Below are 16,793 nucleotides of genomic sequence, written 5' to 3' on the forward strand. Positions count from 1 at the left end.
CATTAGCAATCTTTTTCAATTAAACTATAACTAACAGCTAGTAAATATTAAAAAATAAATTGATCTTGTATATGATTATTATCGCAGTTAAACATAACTAATCCACGTGAATTATGATGAAAAAAATTAAACAACTGTTTGAAAACAATCTACAGTGGTCAGAATCGGTAACCAAAGAAAATCCCTCTTTTTTTAAAGAATTAGCAAAATTTCAAAATCCACATTTTCTGTGGATAGGCTGCTCTGACAGCCGGGTTCCGGCCGAAAAATTAATTAAAGCAGCACCAGGCGATCTATTTGTCCATCGCAATGTCGCTAATTTGGTGATACATACTGATTTAAATTGCCTATCTGTTATCCAATATGCTGTTGACGTACTAAAGGTTGAACACATTATCATTTGTGGTCACTATGGTTGTGGTGGTATTGAAGCTGCAATTGATAATACTGAACAGGGCCTAATTAATAACTGGCTACTGCATGTGCGTGATATCTTGTTTAAACATAGCTCAATTTTAGGTGAACTGGCTCCGCAAGAACGGGCAAATCGTTTATGTGAACTCAATGTCATCGAGCAAGTTTATAATCTTGGTCATTCAACAATAATACAATCTGCCTGGCGACGCAGCCAAAACGTCATCATTCATGGCTGGGTCTATGGTATAAATAATGGCAGACTCAATGATCTTGATGTGACGGCTAATAGCCGTGAACAACTTGAACTCACTTATCGACAAGCTATTGCTAAATTAAACCAGCAAAAATAAACACCGCAAAAAATCGAACGTTAGTTCGATTTTTTCAGCCAATAAATAACACTACTGTTTAATCGTCTAGTAAAATAACATGCCCGATATAGGGTAAATGTCGATATTGCTGCGCATAGTCGATACCATAACCAACAACAAATTCATCTTGAATAGCATAACCAATCCATTCAACAGGAACCTCTACTTCACGTCGAGAAGGTTTGTCTAATAACGTACAAATAGCGACAGATTTAGGACCACGTAATTCTAAAATTTCACGGACTTTTTTGAGTGTATTACCAGAATCAATAATATCTTCAACAATCAGAGCATGCTTGCCGCGAATATCTTCATCCAGATCCTTAATAATTTTCACATCGCGAGTTGAAGTCATCCCATTGCCATAACTTGATACCGTCATAAAATCGACTTCATGCGGGATATCAATTTTACGACATAAATCAGCCATAAAAATAAAAGAGCCTTTCAAAAGACCAACCAACACCAACTCATCTTGCAATGATTTATAATGTTTAACAATCTCTTTTGCCATCTCATCTATACGTTGTTTAACATCCGCTTCTGAGATCATGACTTCTACAATTTGTTTCATAACTTTAGGCATTCATGGAAGTAAAAACCGTAGATTCTAACATAAGGACAATAAAGACGCGATAAAATGCCCTCACTCAATATTGATTAACAACATAAATAAAATAGTTAATATCTTAGCTAACCGAGAAACTGACCATCATGCCGGTATCTTCATGCTCTAACAAATGACAATGTGCCATATAAGGATGTGCCTGGGTTGCTACATGATCAAATTTTACTAGCACCTCACTGATATCGCCATCAACTCGTACAGTATCTTTCCACCCTTGTCGGTGAGGAGCCACTGCTTGACCATTCTCGCTAAGGATCCGAAATTGGGTTCCATGAATATGAAAAGGATGTAACATCATGTCACCACGACCGGAAATGAGCCAGCGTTCATATTGACCTTTAACGACATTAAATGCCAATTCATGCATTGAAAAAGGTCGGCCATTAATACTGTTGGCATGCTGAAAATCGAAGGGTTGATTCATGACTTTGCCTTGCTGATGACTATTATGCATAGGATGATCGCCGTTGCTATTCATCATATTGTGATGGCCATGCATATTCATACCCGCCAAAGCCTGCTCACCATACTGTTTTCTAAGCGCCATCATCCCTTGCATATCTAAACGGGCATCCATCATTAAATGCAATTGACGCTGTTTAATACCAGCCAAATCAGGCAATGAGACAATAGAAGCTAAGCTATCAGGTAAAAAAGTGGCTCTCGCGTTCAATCCGGGCTCAATATGCAATAAGGCCAGCGGTTGATCAAAAGGTGCGAGTGTCATAGCCATTTGTTTGACTGGCAATGTAACAATATCAAACGCTTTACCATTTGAGGCATCTATCAGTACCTCAAAGCGTTCGGCACTTATCATCGGTAATTGATCGACTGCAACAGGTTCATTTAACAATCCACCATCACTAGCAATAACATACATTTTACGTACATCACTAGTTGCCAAATTTAAACTTCTGGCATTACAACCATTAAGAAAACGTAAACGTAACCAACCCTTAGGTGCTGTATGTCTAGGTAATACAACGCCATTAGTCAACATAGTGTTACCAAACCAGCCAACAGCGGCACTCATTATATCAAGCTGATAATCTATCTGCCCTGCGCTATTTAAACGTTTATCCTGCAAAATGACCGGAATATCATCAATGCCCCATTGATTTGGCAATTTGAGTGATTGGCTGTTCTCATCCTCAATTAATACTAAACCCGCCAACCCCATGGCAACTTGATAACCCGTTTTGCCATGAGGATGCGGATGAAACCAACAAGTTGCCTCAGGCTGGTTAACCATAAAATTAACCCTCCTCACCGCATTTGGTTTAATTATTGAATGAGGGCCACCATCAACCTCGCCGGGGATCTTTAGTCCGTGCCAATGCAATGCGGTAGCCTCGGATAACTGATTATCAATATCAATAGTGACACGCTGGCCTGATTTAAGCTTAATAGCTGGTCCTAATAACGATCCATTATAACCCCATGTTAGCACTGATTTTGCTGGTAAAAATTGCGTTTTGCCTTGCGTAACCCGGATCTTAATTTTGCCATGATTATCAGGCCATAATAATGGTGGAATAGGTAAAGAAGGATATTGAGTTGCAGATAATGCAGCGCGACTCCAGGTTGGTAATAAGCTTACTGAACCGATTGCCGCTGCCAGTTTCATAAAATCCCGACGCAACATAGCTTGCTACTTTATTATTAGACCCTAATAAGATAAGGTATAGAAGTGAAATGGTAGAAAATAGATAATTTCACTAAAATATAGAGGTTCCACTTACTGGAAGGTCAAGCCAATATTTTTATCTACTATGACAATATATTTATCTAGTTTTGCTAAAAAAAGTATACTTAATAGAGCTATAACTATTAATAGAATAAATTGATATTTAAATTATACAAATAACTGAATGCGTAAAATTATTTTTATTTCACATATAACTCTGCTTTTTTGGTTTGTTTTTTCAACCAAAGCATTCGCCCTATCAATCAATGAAACAGAAAATCTAGCTGATTTAACAGCTGTTTATATATTTTTAAAGCATGATTGTGGTTACTCACAAATTCCTGATCGTGAAATTGAAAGAGCAATCTTCTATTTTGCCCAGAGTAATCATTGGGATATAAGTAATTACGACAAAAGTGCCATGGCAAAATTAAATGAAGAGCGTTATGATGACTTAAAAAAAATCCCTATCCCTCGTAAAAAGAAATGCCGGGTGCTTGCCAATGACGCTTTAGCACTATTTGCCTATGTAAAATAAATACTTTCTTTCGTCCATTTAGATAAGAAATTTCTAGCTGACCATTGAAACGAAACAAATTATTAGCTGCGCTTTTTTAACTCTGTTAGAAAGGAAAAGACAAGTATGTCAAAAAAAGAAATTTGGCTCGAAACACTCCACCATAATGTAGGTCAATATTTTACTATCGATAATATACTGTACCATAATAAAACAGCTCACTAAAATCTGATTATTTTTGAGAATGCTGAGATGGGGCGGATTATGGCTCTTGATGGCGTAGTACAAACAACTGAACGGGATGAATTTATATATCACGAAATGATGACTCATGTCCCTCTATTTGCCCATGGCTGCGCTAAAAAAGTACTAATAATTGGCGGTGGTGATGGAGGAATGTTACGTGAAGTATGTCGCCATCAATATTTAGAAAACATTACTATGGTTGAAATTGATGCGGGTGTAGTGGAATTTTGTCGCCAATATCTACCCAATCATAATGCAGGTGCTTATAACGATCCGCGTTTTAAATTGGTCATTGATGATGGCGTCAATTTCGTTAAGACAACCCAGCAAAAATTTGACCTTATTATTTCTGATTGCACCGATCCTATCGGACCAGGAGAAGGGCTATTTACCTCAGATTTTTACCAAGGATGTGTCAACTGCCTGAATGAAAATGGCATTTTAGTTGCGCAAAATGGTGTTTGTTTCTTGCAACAAGATGAAGTAATTAATAGTCATCAAAAACTATCTAATTACTTTAATGATTGCAGCTTTTATCAAGCCGCTATACCGTCTTACTATGGCGGCATGATGACCTTTGCCTGGGCAAGTCAAACAGCAAAATTACGTCAAATACCCTTGCAAATATTGGAAAACCGTTTTAAAAAAGCAGAAATTATTTGTCGCTATTATACACCAGCACTGCATCTAGCCAGCTTCGCTTTACACAGTACTTACTGGATTTACTCGCTAAAAAAGTTTAGTTTTACTCAATAGGAGGTGAAATAAATTGCAAAAATTGAAATTACATGGCTTTAACAATTTAACTAAAAGCCTAAGTTTCTGTATATATGATATCTGTTATGCCAAAACAGCAGCAGATCGCCATAGTTATTTGGCTTATATTGATGAACAATATAATGCAACACGCTTGACTGAAATCCTTACCGAAACCTGCTCTATCATTGACGCCAATATCTTGAATATTGCCCGACAAGATTATGAGCCTCAAGGTGCCAGCGTTACCATTTTGATCAGTGAAAATTCAACCAATCCAAAAGATGTAGACAACACCGAAAATCCGCGGCCATTACCCGATTCTATTGTTGCTCATCTGGATAAAAGTCATATTTGTGTTCACACTTACCCAGAAAGCCATCCAGAGGATGGTGTATCCACTTTTAAAGCAGATATCGAAGTTTCCACTTGTGGCGTAATTTCGCCATTAAAAACTCTTAACTATCTTATTCATCAACTTGAATCAGATATTGTTACTATTGATTATCGTGTTCGTGGTTTTACGCGCGATGTTAATGGCATCAAACTCTATATTGATCACGAAATCAATTCCATCCAAAATTATATGCCAGAAGAATTTCAGTCTCAGTACCATATGATAGATGTTAACCTCTATCAGGAAAATCTTTTCCATACTAAAATGATGCTAAAAAACTTTGAGCTTAATCTGAATAACTATTTGTTTAATACAACCGCAGAACAGCTGGCTGTTGAGGAAAAAAACAGATTACTTATCTGTTGAAAAAAGAGATGCAAGAGATTTATTACGGCCGTAATTTGCCAGAATTATAATTTATAACGATTAGCGGATCGAAAGTAGATTCTTATCCACTATTCATACGACTCCATTCAGTGTTGATATCAATTTTTTACTTTAGCAACTTCTGGCACACTAAATGAACATTACTGGCTAACAAACAGACCTATTGGCTTTTTTCATTATCTTTTATGGCTTGATTATAAATCGCTGTTGCTATCCATTGGTTAATTTTTATTACCTCCGCATTGTCCATATTCCAGATATCTTTCATTACCAAAAAGACTTCAGAACCATAAATAAGGGAAAACGATCTCTTCACTTTCTCAATAATTTCAGGGGAAAAATCATCCTTCATAGGTTCAACTATCATCGCCAAAATATCTTTCCGATGTCCCCGAACTAACCGTTTTTCTACTTTTACTATTGATGAGTGAGCTGCCGCCCATTGCTGCAAAGAAACTTGTAATGCTGCCCTAAGCGCCCCTTCATATTGAAACATCCTCGGATAGGCAAATAACAATAATTCTTGGATCCGTTCTTCAGTTTTTTGGCTATCAGGCAACCAAGTTAAAATAGGCCCCAAGCTTTCACTCACAATGGCGGAAACTAGATCACTGTGAGTTGGAAAATAACGATAAGCTGTCGCTCTCGAAACATCAGCATGCGAGGCAACTTCAGAAACAGAAGGCAATTTTCCATCTTCAAACAAGCTCAATGCGGTAGAAATTAATCGGTTAAAAGTTCGTTTCCTGGTGCCAGTATATTGTGAAGTAAAATCAATTGACGTCATAAAATTTATCCTTTATTACTAACCAAAATGGATTTAAACGTCACCTTTACGATAACTTTTATAATTAGAATTTACTGCATAAAAAAACAATATAACGCTAAAGAATTAAAAATAAATTGAGACTAATATCTCAATTTATAAAAAGCATAAATGATCGCTTACTTTTTTTGCGCCTATAATACTCCCATCCAAGTCAGCAAACAATTAAGGATTTATGATGAAGGAACAGCAAAGTTATATCTACATTGCCGCAACACTCGATACCAAGGCAATCGAAACTTATTATGTTAGTCAACTTATAAAAAAACTGGCTTAGCGGTACGTATTGTTGATTTAAGTACTAATCCTAACAATTTGAATAATAAAACGGATATTAGTGCTGAAACTATTGCCAGCTATCATCCTTTAGGAAGAGAAGCTATCTTTAGCCAAGATAGAGGAAAAGCTATCGCAGCTATGGCAATCGCATTTGAGAAATATCTCTCACAACAAAAAGATGTTTTAGCTATTCTTGGATTAGGTGGTTCAGGTGGAACAGCGCTTATTACACCCGCAATGCAGTCTCTTGCCATCGGTATTCCAAAGTTAATGCTCTCGACGATGGCATCTGGTGATGTTTCAGGCTATATCGGTGCCAGTGATATCTCCATAATGTACTCAGTTACAGATATTTCTGGCCTGAATACTATCTCCCGTAAAATTTTAAAAAATGCCGCTGCACAAATCGCAGGTGCGGTACTTTTTAATTCTGCTGATGAAGATGAAAACAAAAATAAACCAACTCTGGCGCTAACTATGTTTGGGGTAACAACACCCTGTGTCCAACAGTTAACCCAAAAATTAGATAACCATTATGATTGTTTAGTGTTTCATGCTACCGGAAGTGGTGGCAAAGCAATGGAAAAACTGGTTGATAGCCAATTATTGGATTGCGTGCTTGATATAACAACCACGGAAGTTTGTGATTACCTTTTTGACGGCATACTTGCCTGTGATGAAGATCGCTTTGGTGCCATCATGCGTACCCAAACACCCTGTATCATCTCTTGCGGTGCATTAGATATGGTTAACTTTGGTCGTCCAACCACCATCCCTGAAAAATATAAAGATCGTCATTTTTATCATCATAATAGCCAAGTTACATTAATGCGTACCACGGCCGAGGAAAATTATAAGATGGGGGTCTGGATTGCGCATAAGCTGAATCAATGTCAAGGCGATGTTACTTTTATCATTCCAACCGGGGGATTTTCCGCCTTAGATATTGAAGATGGCGTTTTTTGGTCACCACAAGCTAACCAAGCCTTCATTGATGCGTTTAAATCAAACTACCAAACCACAGCTAACAGAAAACTGATAATCACTCCTTATCATATCAATTCAGCAGAATTTGGTCATCAAGTGATAGAATTGCACCAAGAACTAATGAATTAATTTGGAGTTATGAAAATGAAACAAACACGCGCATCATTATTAGCAAAATTCCAAATGATGATCTCACATGGTCAACCGATTATCGGTGGCGGTGCCGGCACAGGTTTATCAGCGAGATGTGAAGAAAAAGGAGGGATTGATCTGATTGTGATTTATAACTCTGGCCGCTATCGCATGGCTGGTAGAGGTTCATTGGCGGGTTTACTTGCTTATGGTAACGCCAACGATATTGTTATGGAAATGGCAAAGGAAGTTTTACCCGTGGTTAAAAATACTCCGGTATTAGCGGGTGTTAATGGTACCGACCCATTTTGCCAATTCGATACCTATCTTGACTCTTTAAAAATAATGGGATTTGCCGGTATACAAAATTTTCCTACTGTTGGTTTGATCGATGGTAATTTCCGAGCTAACCTTGAAGAAACAGGCATGGGATATGCGTTAGAAGTTGATGTGATCCGTCAAGCCCATGAAAAAGATTTATTAACAACGCCTTACGTTTTTAGTGCCATCGATGCGAAAAACATGACAGAAGCTGGCGCTGATATTATCGTCACACATATGGGATTAACAACAGGTGGTGATATTGGTGCCAAAACAACTCACACATTAGAGGATTGCGTAAAACTGATTAACGATTGGGCGGCAGCGGCAAAGTCTGTTCGTAAAGATATTATTGTACTTTGCCATGGCGGTCCTATTGCAACACCTGAAGATGCAAAATATATTTTACAAAATTGCCCTGATTGCCACGGTTTTTATGGCGCAAGTTCTATGGAACGTTTACCGGCAGAAACTGCCATTACTGAAACTACAAAAATATTCAAAACGATAAAACGAAAATAATTTTTAATACATTTTAGGTTGTAAAATCAACCAAACTTTTGATCGCTAACGCCAGGAGCCTGTGGTATTTACCACAGGCTTATTTTTATTAATTAAATAATAATTAATACCCAGCCTATAAAATGGACTCTTGCAACAAATTAATAATTGTTAATAATAAGTTACTATAGATTTGTTAATATTAATATCATCACTTAACTTGTTAACGCAAAACAACAAATTATAAAATAAAGAAAATTCTTAAGCACTCTATTTAATCTAACTAATAAAATTTAAATAAAAAAGACCGATATATAATAAATAGTTAATCATCTATCATACAAAAATAAAATGTGTAAAATATTTAACTGTTTTTTGTCTATTTTGCCAAAAATCTTCTTGTATATTTAAAAAGGTGCATAATGCATTCATCTGACGTTACCAAGCGTTCACTTTACTCGCTAAGTTGGCCCATTTTTATTGATATTTTGCTACATTACTTATCAATACTTATATGGTTAGTCACGTCTCCACCGCTTATCTAGCCGCAATGGGAGTAGGCAACCAAGTTTTTGATCTTTTTATCACCATATTTAATTTTATCAGTGTAGGATGCAGCGTTGTTATCGCCCAATATTTAGGGGCAGGTAAAAAAGAAAAGGCTAGTCATGCCATTCATATCTCTATTGCTTTTAATTTCCTATTAGGCTTTATCAGTGCCGCCATTATTCTACTCTTTGGCTATAAGATACTTGGTATCATGAATACACCAGCACATTTGCTGGATTATGGTTACGCTTATTTACATATTCTTGGTTTATGTTTAATACCAGAAGCAATTTCAATCATATTAGCGGCTTGCTTGTGTGTTTATGGCAAATCACAACCGGCAATGTGGGTAACATTTATTGCCAATCTGATCACCATCCTCGGTAATATGATCGTTTTATATGGTTTTTTTGGTTTACCACAATATGGCTTAATATAATCAATAGTAAATGTTGCTGTTGCATTAACCGTTCCGGCAGAAACACTATTATCAGTTTGATAAAATTTTGCACTATAAGTTAATTGCTTTGAAAAATTTATGTTTAATTTTTTATTGAAGTATATAGGTGTATTATTAGCAAAAATCTGAATCCCAACTCCTGTTGCTGTCGAATTTGTATCAGCTGGTATAACGCCATTTGAATTTCCTCCTTGCCAGGTAATATAGGCTTGATTAACATCTTTACAGTTTACCTCAATATTAAAAGTTCGCTCTCCGGTGGTGCTGCCTTTACCTCTAAAATCTTTTTTAAATACTGTTCCCATCTGAACATTCAATTTTGGTGTTTTTACTATCCAAGAATGCTCTTTAATTTTTATGCCAGCAATATTATAAGTAAATAATATTTCATCGGTATCTTGTTTGTTTTCATCACGACGTATTACCTTTATAATTAATACATAGATATCAGTAACAAACTTATATTTGGTAAATAATTAGCAATCAATAATTTCTTTAATACTTAATACTTAATACTTAATACTTAATACTTAATAATTGCTGAAAATATTACTATTTTCAGCTTAATATAAGATAAATAGCAGAAATTATAAGTAACCTATTGTATATTCAACGATTGCTTGTACTTTACCCGCTTTTGCACTACCTTTTTCAGAAATATATTGCACGCCAAATGTATGCGAAGCTGTCGCTTCATCTTTTTTAAGAACTAAACCCGAAACTTCAGTCACATCATTTAATTCCACCGGTTTAGTCCCGTCTTTATTCTCAGTAATTTGAATTGCGACATTCTCGGCGCCGTTATCTTTAGGAAGTACAAGATTAGCTAAATTACCTGCAGTGGTTACATTGTGGCCCAAAAATTTTGTTTTAATATCAATATTACCACTAGTTGGTGCCGTACAATTTTTTATTGAGACATCAAATGGTGTTAAGCCAGCTGTGCTACCTGAGGTTGATAACTCACTAACAGAAACATTGGGTAAAAGAACTATCGAATTAGTCTCTTTATTAACCTCGGTTTCACATGTTTGTGCACTTACCTCACCTTCAAAGGTGATTGTCGGAGCAGCATTAACTGCAACAGGGATAACACTAATAGCTAGCAGCACTAAAGGGAATTTCATAAATACCTCAATATTATTAATACAACATCAATCTATTATTATTTATAAAAAATAAAATATAGCGTTATGAAATAGTTTCTTAACGGTAATATTTAATTTTGTTAAATAAGAATAAATTAATATGCGAAAACATAGTAGCTATAAATAAACACCTTATTTTCTATTTGCTTTTAAAAGAATTTTGATAAATAAAGTTTTAAATAAATTTATCGATAAAAAAATACTTACAGTTAATGAGTTTTAAATCACTATCTGCAAGTATTTTTGATTATGCAATTTCCAATCATTAATATCAATAATAAGGAATAAAAAAGAAATAAATGTTTATTTTATTCATTAATATTAAATCCCACAAAACCATTTAATAACAAAAATATAACCCAACAAAATCAACCAAATTAGATTTTTATACCTACATTTGGCAAATTTTCACTTATAAATAACAAAATATTGATTAAAATTAGTAAAATGTTTTTCTTTTATAACACAATAATTGACCATAACAATTTAATATATAAGATAAATTTCTATTTTTTATGAAAAAGTATAATATCTTTTCATTAGTAGAAAAATATAATTTCCATGATTTATTAAATTAAAAGAAATTGATAATATATTCAATAGTATAACTATAAAACAATATAACTTTTTGATATCATTAATGGAAACATAAAAAAAAGATAACTATCAGAATAGTCTGCAATTGCTTATATTGGCCAATATTCATTATTTTAAATTAATTCAATAGAAAATAAATTCTAATAAAAAAATACATTTTGTTACTTTTTAAAATCGAAAAAAATGATAATTAATATTTATTCTTACTTATAATCTTCAATTATCATTATCACCATTAGCAATAGTTTATCGAGATAACCTTATTTTACATATTTTTAAATATTAACCAAATCAAGATTACTAACATTCATGCTTATCAACATAATGCTAAAATAGTAAATACAATAAAATATTCGTTAACTTTAAAGTTTATTAAATCTATTTATTAGCTTACAGAATGTATAATCTAGGCAGAATTGCCACAATAAATCCTACCTATAAGAAAAAACTATCGCTCAATAAATAAAATTTCATAAAAAAATAAACGAGTAATTTCAACCACTAGCTTTTCAATAACGATTATTTCTATTCATGTTATCATTACTATTTTGATTACCGCTAGGCCAAATGGAGTTATTATTCTAGTTACCTCCCTGGCCACCTCCATTGTTGTTACCCTGCCCACCTCTATCTCTATTATCCTGTCTATTCCAGTTCTGATTACCCTGCTCACCACCATTGTTATTGCCTTGGCCACCATTATTGTTACTACCTTGACCTCCACTATTGTTATTGCCCTGCCCACTACTGTCATCGCCTAACGTCGTAATTTTAAAAGAATTTAAAAAAACCGAATTTTCTTTTGCCCAACTTTTTGTATCATCGTAGAAAAGACGGCTTGCTCCAACTCTTCTCGTTGAAACATAACCATTACCTGTCGGGCCTATTTTATAAATTCTTATACTAAATTTGTGTGTTATCGGATCCCAAATTCCACTACTCCAACAAGTAGAAGTAGCATCTAAATTATCAATCCAGCCCTTTGACGGAAAGTACATATCTCCACACATTGAATGAACACCAAATGCATAACCAATCCCGGTGATATTTGTCTTATATACTCTTACGTCATCAATATTGGTAACGAATTCACCATATGCTCTTCCACCGGAGGTCATATTCTTTACATTAGAACACTGATAAGTTTTAATTAAATCAGTTGTGAAAGTATCTAATAATGTACCTACCGGCATATCATCCGTCACCAGAAGATCTCTCCCATCCACCTTTATTTGTCCACCTATCTGAATACATTCAGCAAAAACAGATGGGGTATAACCAAAACTATAAGTAAGCAACACAATTAAAGATAAATTTTTCATAAACGTATTCCTTATTAAAATAATTTTTGCATAATCAGTATTCATGCCTAGTAAAATTGGATGTTTTATCCTGCTTTGTTATAGTAAAAATTTTATTCAGTTGCTGCTTTTTACTATATAAGTAATTGTTTTTATTGAATAGGAAGCTTTTTTTCTTATTTTTGATTTTCTTGTTTATATTATTGTTAATTGATTTTGCTAATTTATTTTATTAAAATAAAATATATCTTCCCTAAAAAGCATCATTGAAGAAATTAAGTTATTAATTGTTTTTCATTAAATTAAAAATATTAAATCATATGATTTGTTAGAATCTAGAAATAGTTATCACTCATATTAAAATACTATTCAGCAATAACTTAACCTAATTAAATCTAATCTTATCTACCAAAAATTCAATATTTAATAAAATAAAAATCACAACCATAAATTTTATTCGCATTATTTTATACATTAATAATAAAATGCTTACTATATAATTTAAACAAATATATGATTTTATAGCCAAAAATAGAAAAGCACCTAGCAAAAAATTAGATAAAAAATTTATAAAGAGATAATTTATCAATTTATATTATGCTTATTTTTATTATTAGACTAATTATTGTTACTCATATCATTACTAGGCCAAATATGATGGTTTTTGTTATCATTATTATTATTGTTGTTATTGATATTGTTATTATCTATCGTAGTAATCTTAAAATCTTTCAAAAATATTGGATTTTCTTTTGCCCAAACTTTATAATCATTATATACAAAAATTGTTGCCCCAATTTGTTTTCTTTTAAAAGTACCATTGCCAGTAGGCCCTATCTTATAAATTCTTATATTAAATTTATGACTTACTTTATTCCAGATACCTCCATATCTTTTACAAACAGCAAAACTATCAATATTACCTCTCCAACCTGTTGAAGGATAAAGCATCGCTTTATTACACATTGATTGAAAACCTACCGAATAACCTATTCCTGCAATATTTGTTTTATAGACTCTAATATTATTGATCCTTGTTGCAAATTCACCATATGCTTTCCCTCCAGAAATCATATTATTAGCAGTTTTATTATCACAACTATAAGTTTGATATGAATCACTGGTAAAATTCCCTAATAAAGTACCAACTGGAATATTATTATCGACAATAATATTTCTACCATTGATTTCTATTAAATTAGCAACTGCATTGCATTTTGCAAAAACTGAGGTGGTATAACTAAAACTATAAAGAATTAATATACTGGAAAATAATATTTTCATAAAAACGCTCCTTGTTAAAATAATTTTCACATGAAGATTATTATAATTTTATTAAAACAAAAACATATTACATTAAAATACTATGTCAGAAATTAACTTCATAAATTAGAAAATATTAAACTTTACAACCAAAAATTGAAAAATACCCAGAAAAAAACACTATATCATTTAACAACTAAATTGCTTTACTTAATTTATTTTATTAACAATATATATTTAATATAAATAAAATAATAGTGACAAACCTTATGCATATCATCTTATATATTAATAAAAAATGTTACACTACATAACTTAGATAAAAAATTTATAAAGAGATAATTTATCAATTGATATTACACTTATTTTTATTGTCTTTACAATTAGGTTAATTGCTGTTGCTGTTGCTGTTGCTGTTGCTGTTGCTGTTGCTGTTATTGTTGTTGCTATTCATACCATTATTAGACCATATATGGTTATTATTATTGTTGTTATTCTGTCCACTGCTATTATTGCCTATCGTCGTAATTTTAAAAGTATTTAAGAAAATAGGATTTCCTTTTGCCCAACTTACTGGAGGGTTTCTGTATTGAATAGCACTTTCTCCAATTTTTCTGGCTGCAACATAACCATTACCTGTCGCGCCTATTTTGTAAATTCTCACATAAAATTTGTGAGTTATCGCATTCCAAGCCCCAACATACCCACAACTAGTTACAGCGTCTAAATCACCCGACCACGACCTACCCTTTGCCGGAAAATATACATCGCCACACATTGAATAACTACCAAGTGTGTAACCAATTCCTGCAATATTTGTTTTATATACTCTTATGTTGTCTATATATGTCGCGAATTCACCATGTACTCTAGCACCAGTAATTATATTTTTTACATTAGCACACTGATAAGTTTTAATTAAATCAGTTGTGAACGTACCTAATAATGTGCCTACCGGCATATTATTCGTCACAATAATATCTCTTCCATTTATTGTCAGCGGTCCACTAATAGCATTGCAAACATTAGAATCAGCGCTAGAACCACCGAAGGGATCAAAACCAAGTAAACCATTAATATTAGTAAAACCAAGAGTTATATAACTAAGGTTAAAAATAATTATCAATATAATCCTCATAATTTTCTCCTTTATTAAAATAGATTTATAATATTTAAAATAAAAGCATCACAACATGATTAAACTTTTAATTAATAATTTTATAAAATTAGATTCTATCAAAACAGATAACTTTATAACGATTAACAAACAATATAATTGTAATATTAGAAATATTATTTAATTGACCAAATGGATTTTATTTTTCAACAATAAAATGAAGTTAAATTAATCAACCTACCTATATATTTTATATAGTCATAAAAAATCATCATAAATTTTTATAGATAAATATTTATCAGCAGTGTGATATTGTTTTTAATAACTATAATGATGGTGAAATCTAATATTATTGTTATTACCACTTTTATTTATATTGCTACTTTTATTACTTTTATTACTATTAGTGCTGCTATTGCTATTAGTGTTACTATTAGTATTAGCGCTGCTGTTAGTATTAGTGCTGTTATTAGTATTAATGCTACTATTCATATTAGTACTTTCATTGGCATTAGCACTCTCATTGGCATTAGAGCTTTCATTAGCATTAATGCTCTCATTGATATTAGTACTATTATTGATATTGTTATTACCTTCCTGCCCACTGTTACCACTTTGACCTCCACTATTATCTAATGAGCCATTATTATTGCTTTGGCCACTATTATTATCAATTGAACCATTGTTATTCGGTTTATTATCATTATTATTCAACGTCACAACTCTGAAATTACTTAATAAAACTGAATTTTCATGTGCCATCATATTTTGGTTATTAAACGCCAAAATAGTGGCGCCAATTTTTTTCTTTTCAACAATACCACTTCCTGTAGGGCCTATCTTATAGATCCTAACATCAAAATTATGTGTTATCTGGTTCCAAATATCTTCATTCCAACAAGTCGCAATATTATCTAAATTATCTCTCCAGCCGCTAGAAGGAAATGACATATCACCACACATCGATTGCACACCAAATGAATAACCAATACCTTCGATATTAGTCTTATATACTCTAATTCCATCTATATAAGTAGCAAAATCACCATAAGCCTTTCCACCTGTTCGCATATTTGCTGTATTATTATCATCACAACGATAAGTTTGAAAAGAACCTAATGAAAAAGTATCTAATAAAGTAAAAACAGGGGTTTCATTGTCTACCACAATATCTCGTCCATTTATTGTAAGTAGTCCAGCTACAGCGTTACATTTAGCAAGGGCTAAATTTACACAATAAAAATTACAAATAATAAAATTAATTAACAACATGATCTTCATATGTATTTTCCTTTTTAAAATAAATTTAAAATTATTAATATCCATAAAAAAATTATCAAAATACATAAATTAAATTACACATTTTAAATCAACTATTATATTAAAAATGAATCTATTAACTTAAGCGTAATTAAATTAAAAACACTAAGTATTATATACCTACAAATAAAATATTAAATATAATAAAAAACCATTCAATTGTTAGAAAAACTAAGTTAATTTAGTTTCATGACAATTAAAAACATTATTAAAATAATTATAGTAATTTCGCATCTTTTAATAATAAGTTTTCTATGCGATATGTTTATACAAAAATCAATTATCTTAACACCATTAAAATAATGACAAATCTATTAAATAAGAGGAATTATTACTTATTAAAACTATTCTTATTCTAACTGCGGCCTAAGATATCTTATTTATGCTAGTAACAAAAGTGCTATCTAACAATTACCTAAAAATATTATTTGCAACAATAAATTATACAAATTTACTTTTAAATCATAGTATTACATTATCATAATCAATCGTTGATAATAGTATCATGCCTTATCTGCATTAGTTAAATATTGTTATTTAGTGAATAAATATATTCCATATGTATAAAATACTAATAACCCAATAT

At 32.3% G+C, this 16,793-nt stretch carries 12 protein-coding genes and 4 pseudogenes; 7 read left to right on the forward strand and 9 right to left on the reverse strand.

The window, feature by feature from the left end; genetic code table 11:
• Nucleotides 1-113: 113 nt before the first annotated feature.
• On the forward strand, nt 114-767 hold the full coding sequence (gene can / locus AACL31_RS17835) for a carbonate dehydratase (RefSeq protein ID WP_032116621.1): 654 nt from the start codon (nt 114-116) through the stop codon (nt 765-767).
• A gap of 58 nt (nt 768-825) precedes the next feature.
• Here can and hpt read toward each other — a convergent pair whose 3' ends face one another.
• On the reverse strand, nt 826-1,362 hold the full coding sequence (hpt, locus tag AACL31_RS17840; protein WP_310511963.1) for a hypoxanthine phosphoribosyltransferase: 537 nt from the start codon (nt 1,360-1,362) through the stop codon (nt 826-828).
• 115 nt (nt 1,363-1,477) lie between these two features.
• Nucleotides 1,478-3,061 (reverse strand): multicopper oxidase CueO, encoded by a 1,584-nt coding sequence (cueO, locus tag AACL31_RS17845; protein ID WP_310511962.1) that lies wholly within the window; start codon nt 3,059-3,061, stop codon nt 1,478-1,480.
• A gap of 226 nt (nt 3,062-3,287) precedes the next feature.
• Between cueO and AACL31_RS17850 the strand changes: the two genes are divergently transcribed.
• The 3 genes and pseudogenes from AACL31_RS17850 to speD all read left to right on the forward strand — a co-directional run bounded on the left by AACL31_RS17850 (nt 3,288) and on the right by speD (nt 5,435).
• Nucleotides 3,288-3,641, forward strand: coding sequence for a YacC family pilotin-like protein (locus tag AACL31_RS17850; RefSeq protein WP_310510969.1), 354 nt, complete (start codon nt 3,288-3,290; stop codon nt 3,639-3,641).
• 105 nt (nt 3,642-3,746) lie between these two features.
• A pseudogene (gene speE / locus AACL31_RS17855) lies at nt 3,747-4,609 on the forward strand (polyamine aminopropyltransferase).
• A gap of 26 nt (nt 4,610-4,635) precedes the next feature.
• Nucleotides 4,636-5,435 (forward strand): annotated as a pseudogene (speD, locus tag AACL31_RS17860) (adenosylmethionine decarboxylase).
• A gap of 131 nt (nt 5,436-5,566) precedes the next feature.
• Here the strand turns inward: speD and AACL31_RS17865 are convergent.
• Complete coding sequence (locus tag AACL31_RS17865) at nt 5,567-6,193, reverse strand: TetR/AcrR family transcriptional regulator (protein WP_310511961.1); 627 nt, start codon at nt 6,191-6,193, stop codon at nt 5,567-5,569.
• 217 nt (nt 6,194-6,410) lie between these two features.
• Between AACL31_RS17865 and AACL31_RS17870 the strand changes: the two are divergent.
• The 3 genes and pseudogenes from AACL31_RS17870 to AACL31_RS17880 form a co-directional block, all read left to right on the forward strand.
• Nucleotides 6,411-7,627: pseudogene (locus AACL31_RS17870) on the forward strand (Tm-1-like ATP-binding domain-containing protein).
• A gap of 15 nt (nt 7,628-7,642) precedes the next feature.
• A complete protein-coding gene (locus AACL31_RS17875; RefSeq protein ID WP_310511960.1) occupies nt 7,643-8,473 on the forward strand; it encodes a phosphoenolpyruvate hydrolase family protein in 831 nt (276 codons plus the stop codon).
• A 401-nt stretch (nt 8,474-8,874) separates the two neighbouring features.
• A pseudogene (locus tag AACL31_RS17880) lies at nt 8,875-9,434 on the forward strand (MATE family efflux transporter); the annotation flags it as partial.
• On the opposite strand, the gene AACL31_RS17885 reads toward AACL31_RS17880, so the two are convergent.
• From AACL31_RS17885 to AACL31_RS17910, 6 genes are all read right to left on the reverse strand, one after another.
• The gene (locus tag AACL31_RS17885) at nt 9,323-9,766 is read right to left on the reverse strand and encodes a fimbrial protein (protein WP_339053470.1); all 444 of its coding nucleotides are present in this window, start codon (nt 9,764-9,766) and stop codon (nt 9,323-9,325) included. The pseudogene AACL31_RS17880 and the gene AACL31_RS17885 overlap by 112 nt on opposite strands.
• Before the next feature lie 282 nt (nt 9,767-10,048).
• Entirely contained in the window at nt 10,049-10,588 is a 540-nt protein-coding gene (locus AACL31_RS17890; protein ID WP_310511959.1) for a fimbrial protein, read from the reverse strand.
• Between the two features lie 1,199 nt (nt 10,589-11,787).
• A complete protein-coding gene (locus AACL31_RS17895; protein ID WP_339053471.1) occupies nt 11,788-12,528 on the reverse strand; it encodes a hypothetical protein in 741 nt (246 codons plus the stop codon).
• Nucleotides 12,529-13,125: 597 nt separating this feature from the next.
• Complete coding sequence (locus tag AACL31_RS17900; protein WP_310511957.1) at nt 13,126-13,791, reverse strand: hypothetical protein; 666 nt, start codon at nt 13,789-13,791, stop codon at nt 13,126-13,128.
• 367 nt (nt 13,792-14,158) lie between these two features.
• A complete protein-coding gene (locus AACL31_RS17905) occupies nt 14,159-14,908 on the reverse strand; it encodes a hypothetical protein (RefSeq protein WP_339053472.1) in 750 nt (249 codons plus the stop codon).
• A gap of 297 nt (nt 14,909-15,205) precedes the next feature.
• The gene (locus AACL31_RS17910; RefSeq protein ID WP_339053473.1) at nt 15,206-16,213 is read right to left on the reverse strand and encodes a hypothetical protein; all 1,008 of its coding nucleotides are present in this window, start codon (nt 16,211-16,213) and stop codon (nt 15,206-15,208) included.
• Nucleotides 16,214-16,793 lie beyond the last annotated feature (580 nt).

The organism is Arsenophonus endosymbiont of Crataerina pallida, assembly GCF_964020125.1.
Taxonomy (GTDB): Bacteria; Pseudomonadota; Gammaproteobacteria; order Enterobacterales; family Enterobacteriaceae; genus Arsenophonus; species Arsenophonus nilaparvatae.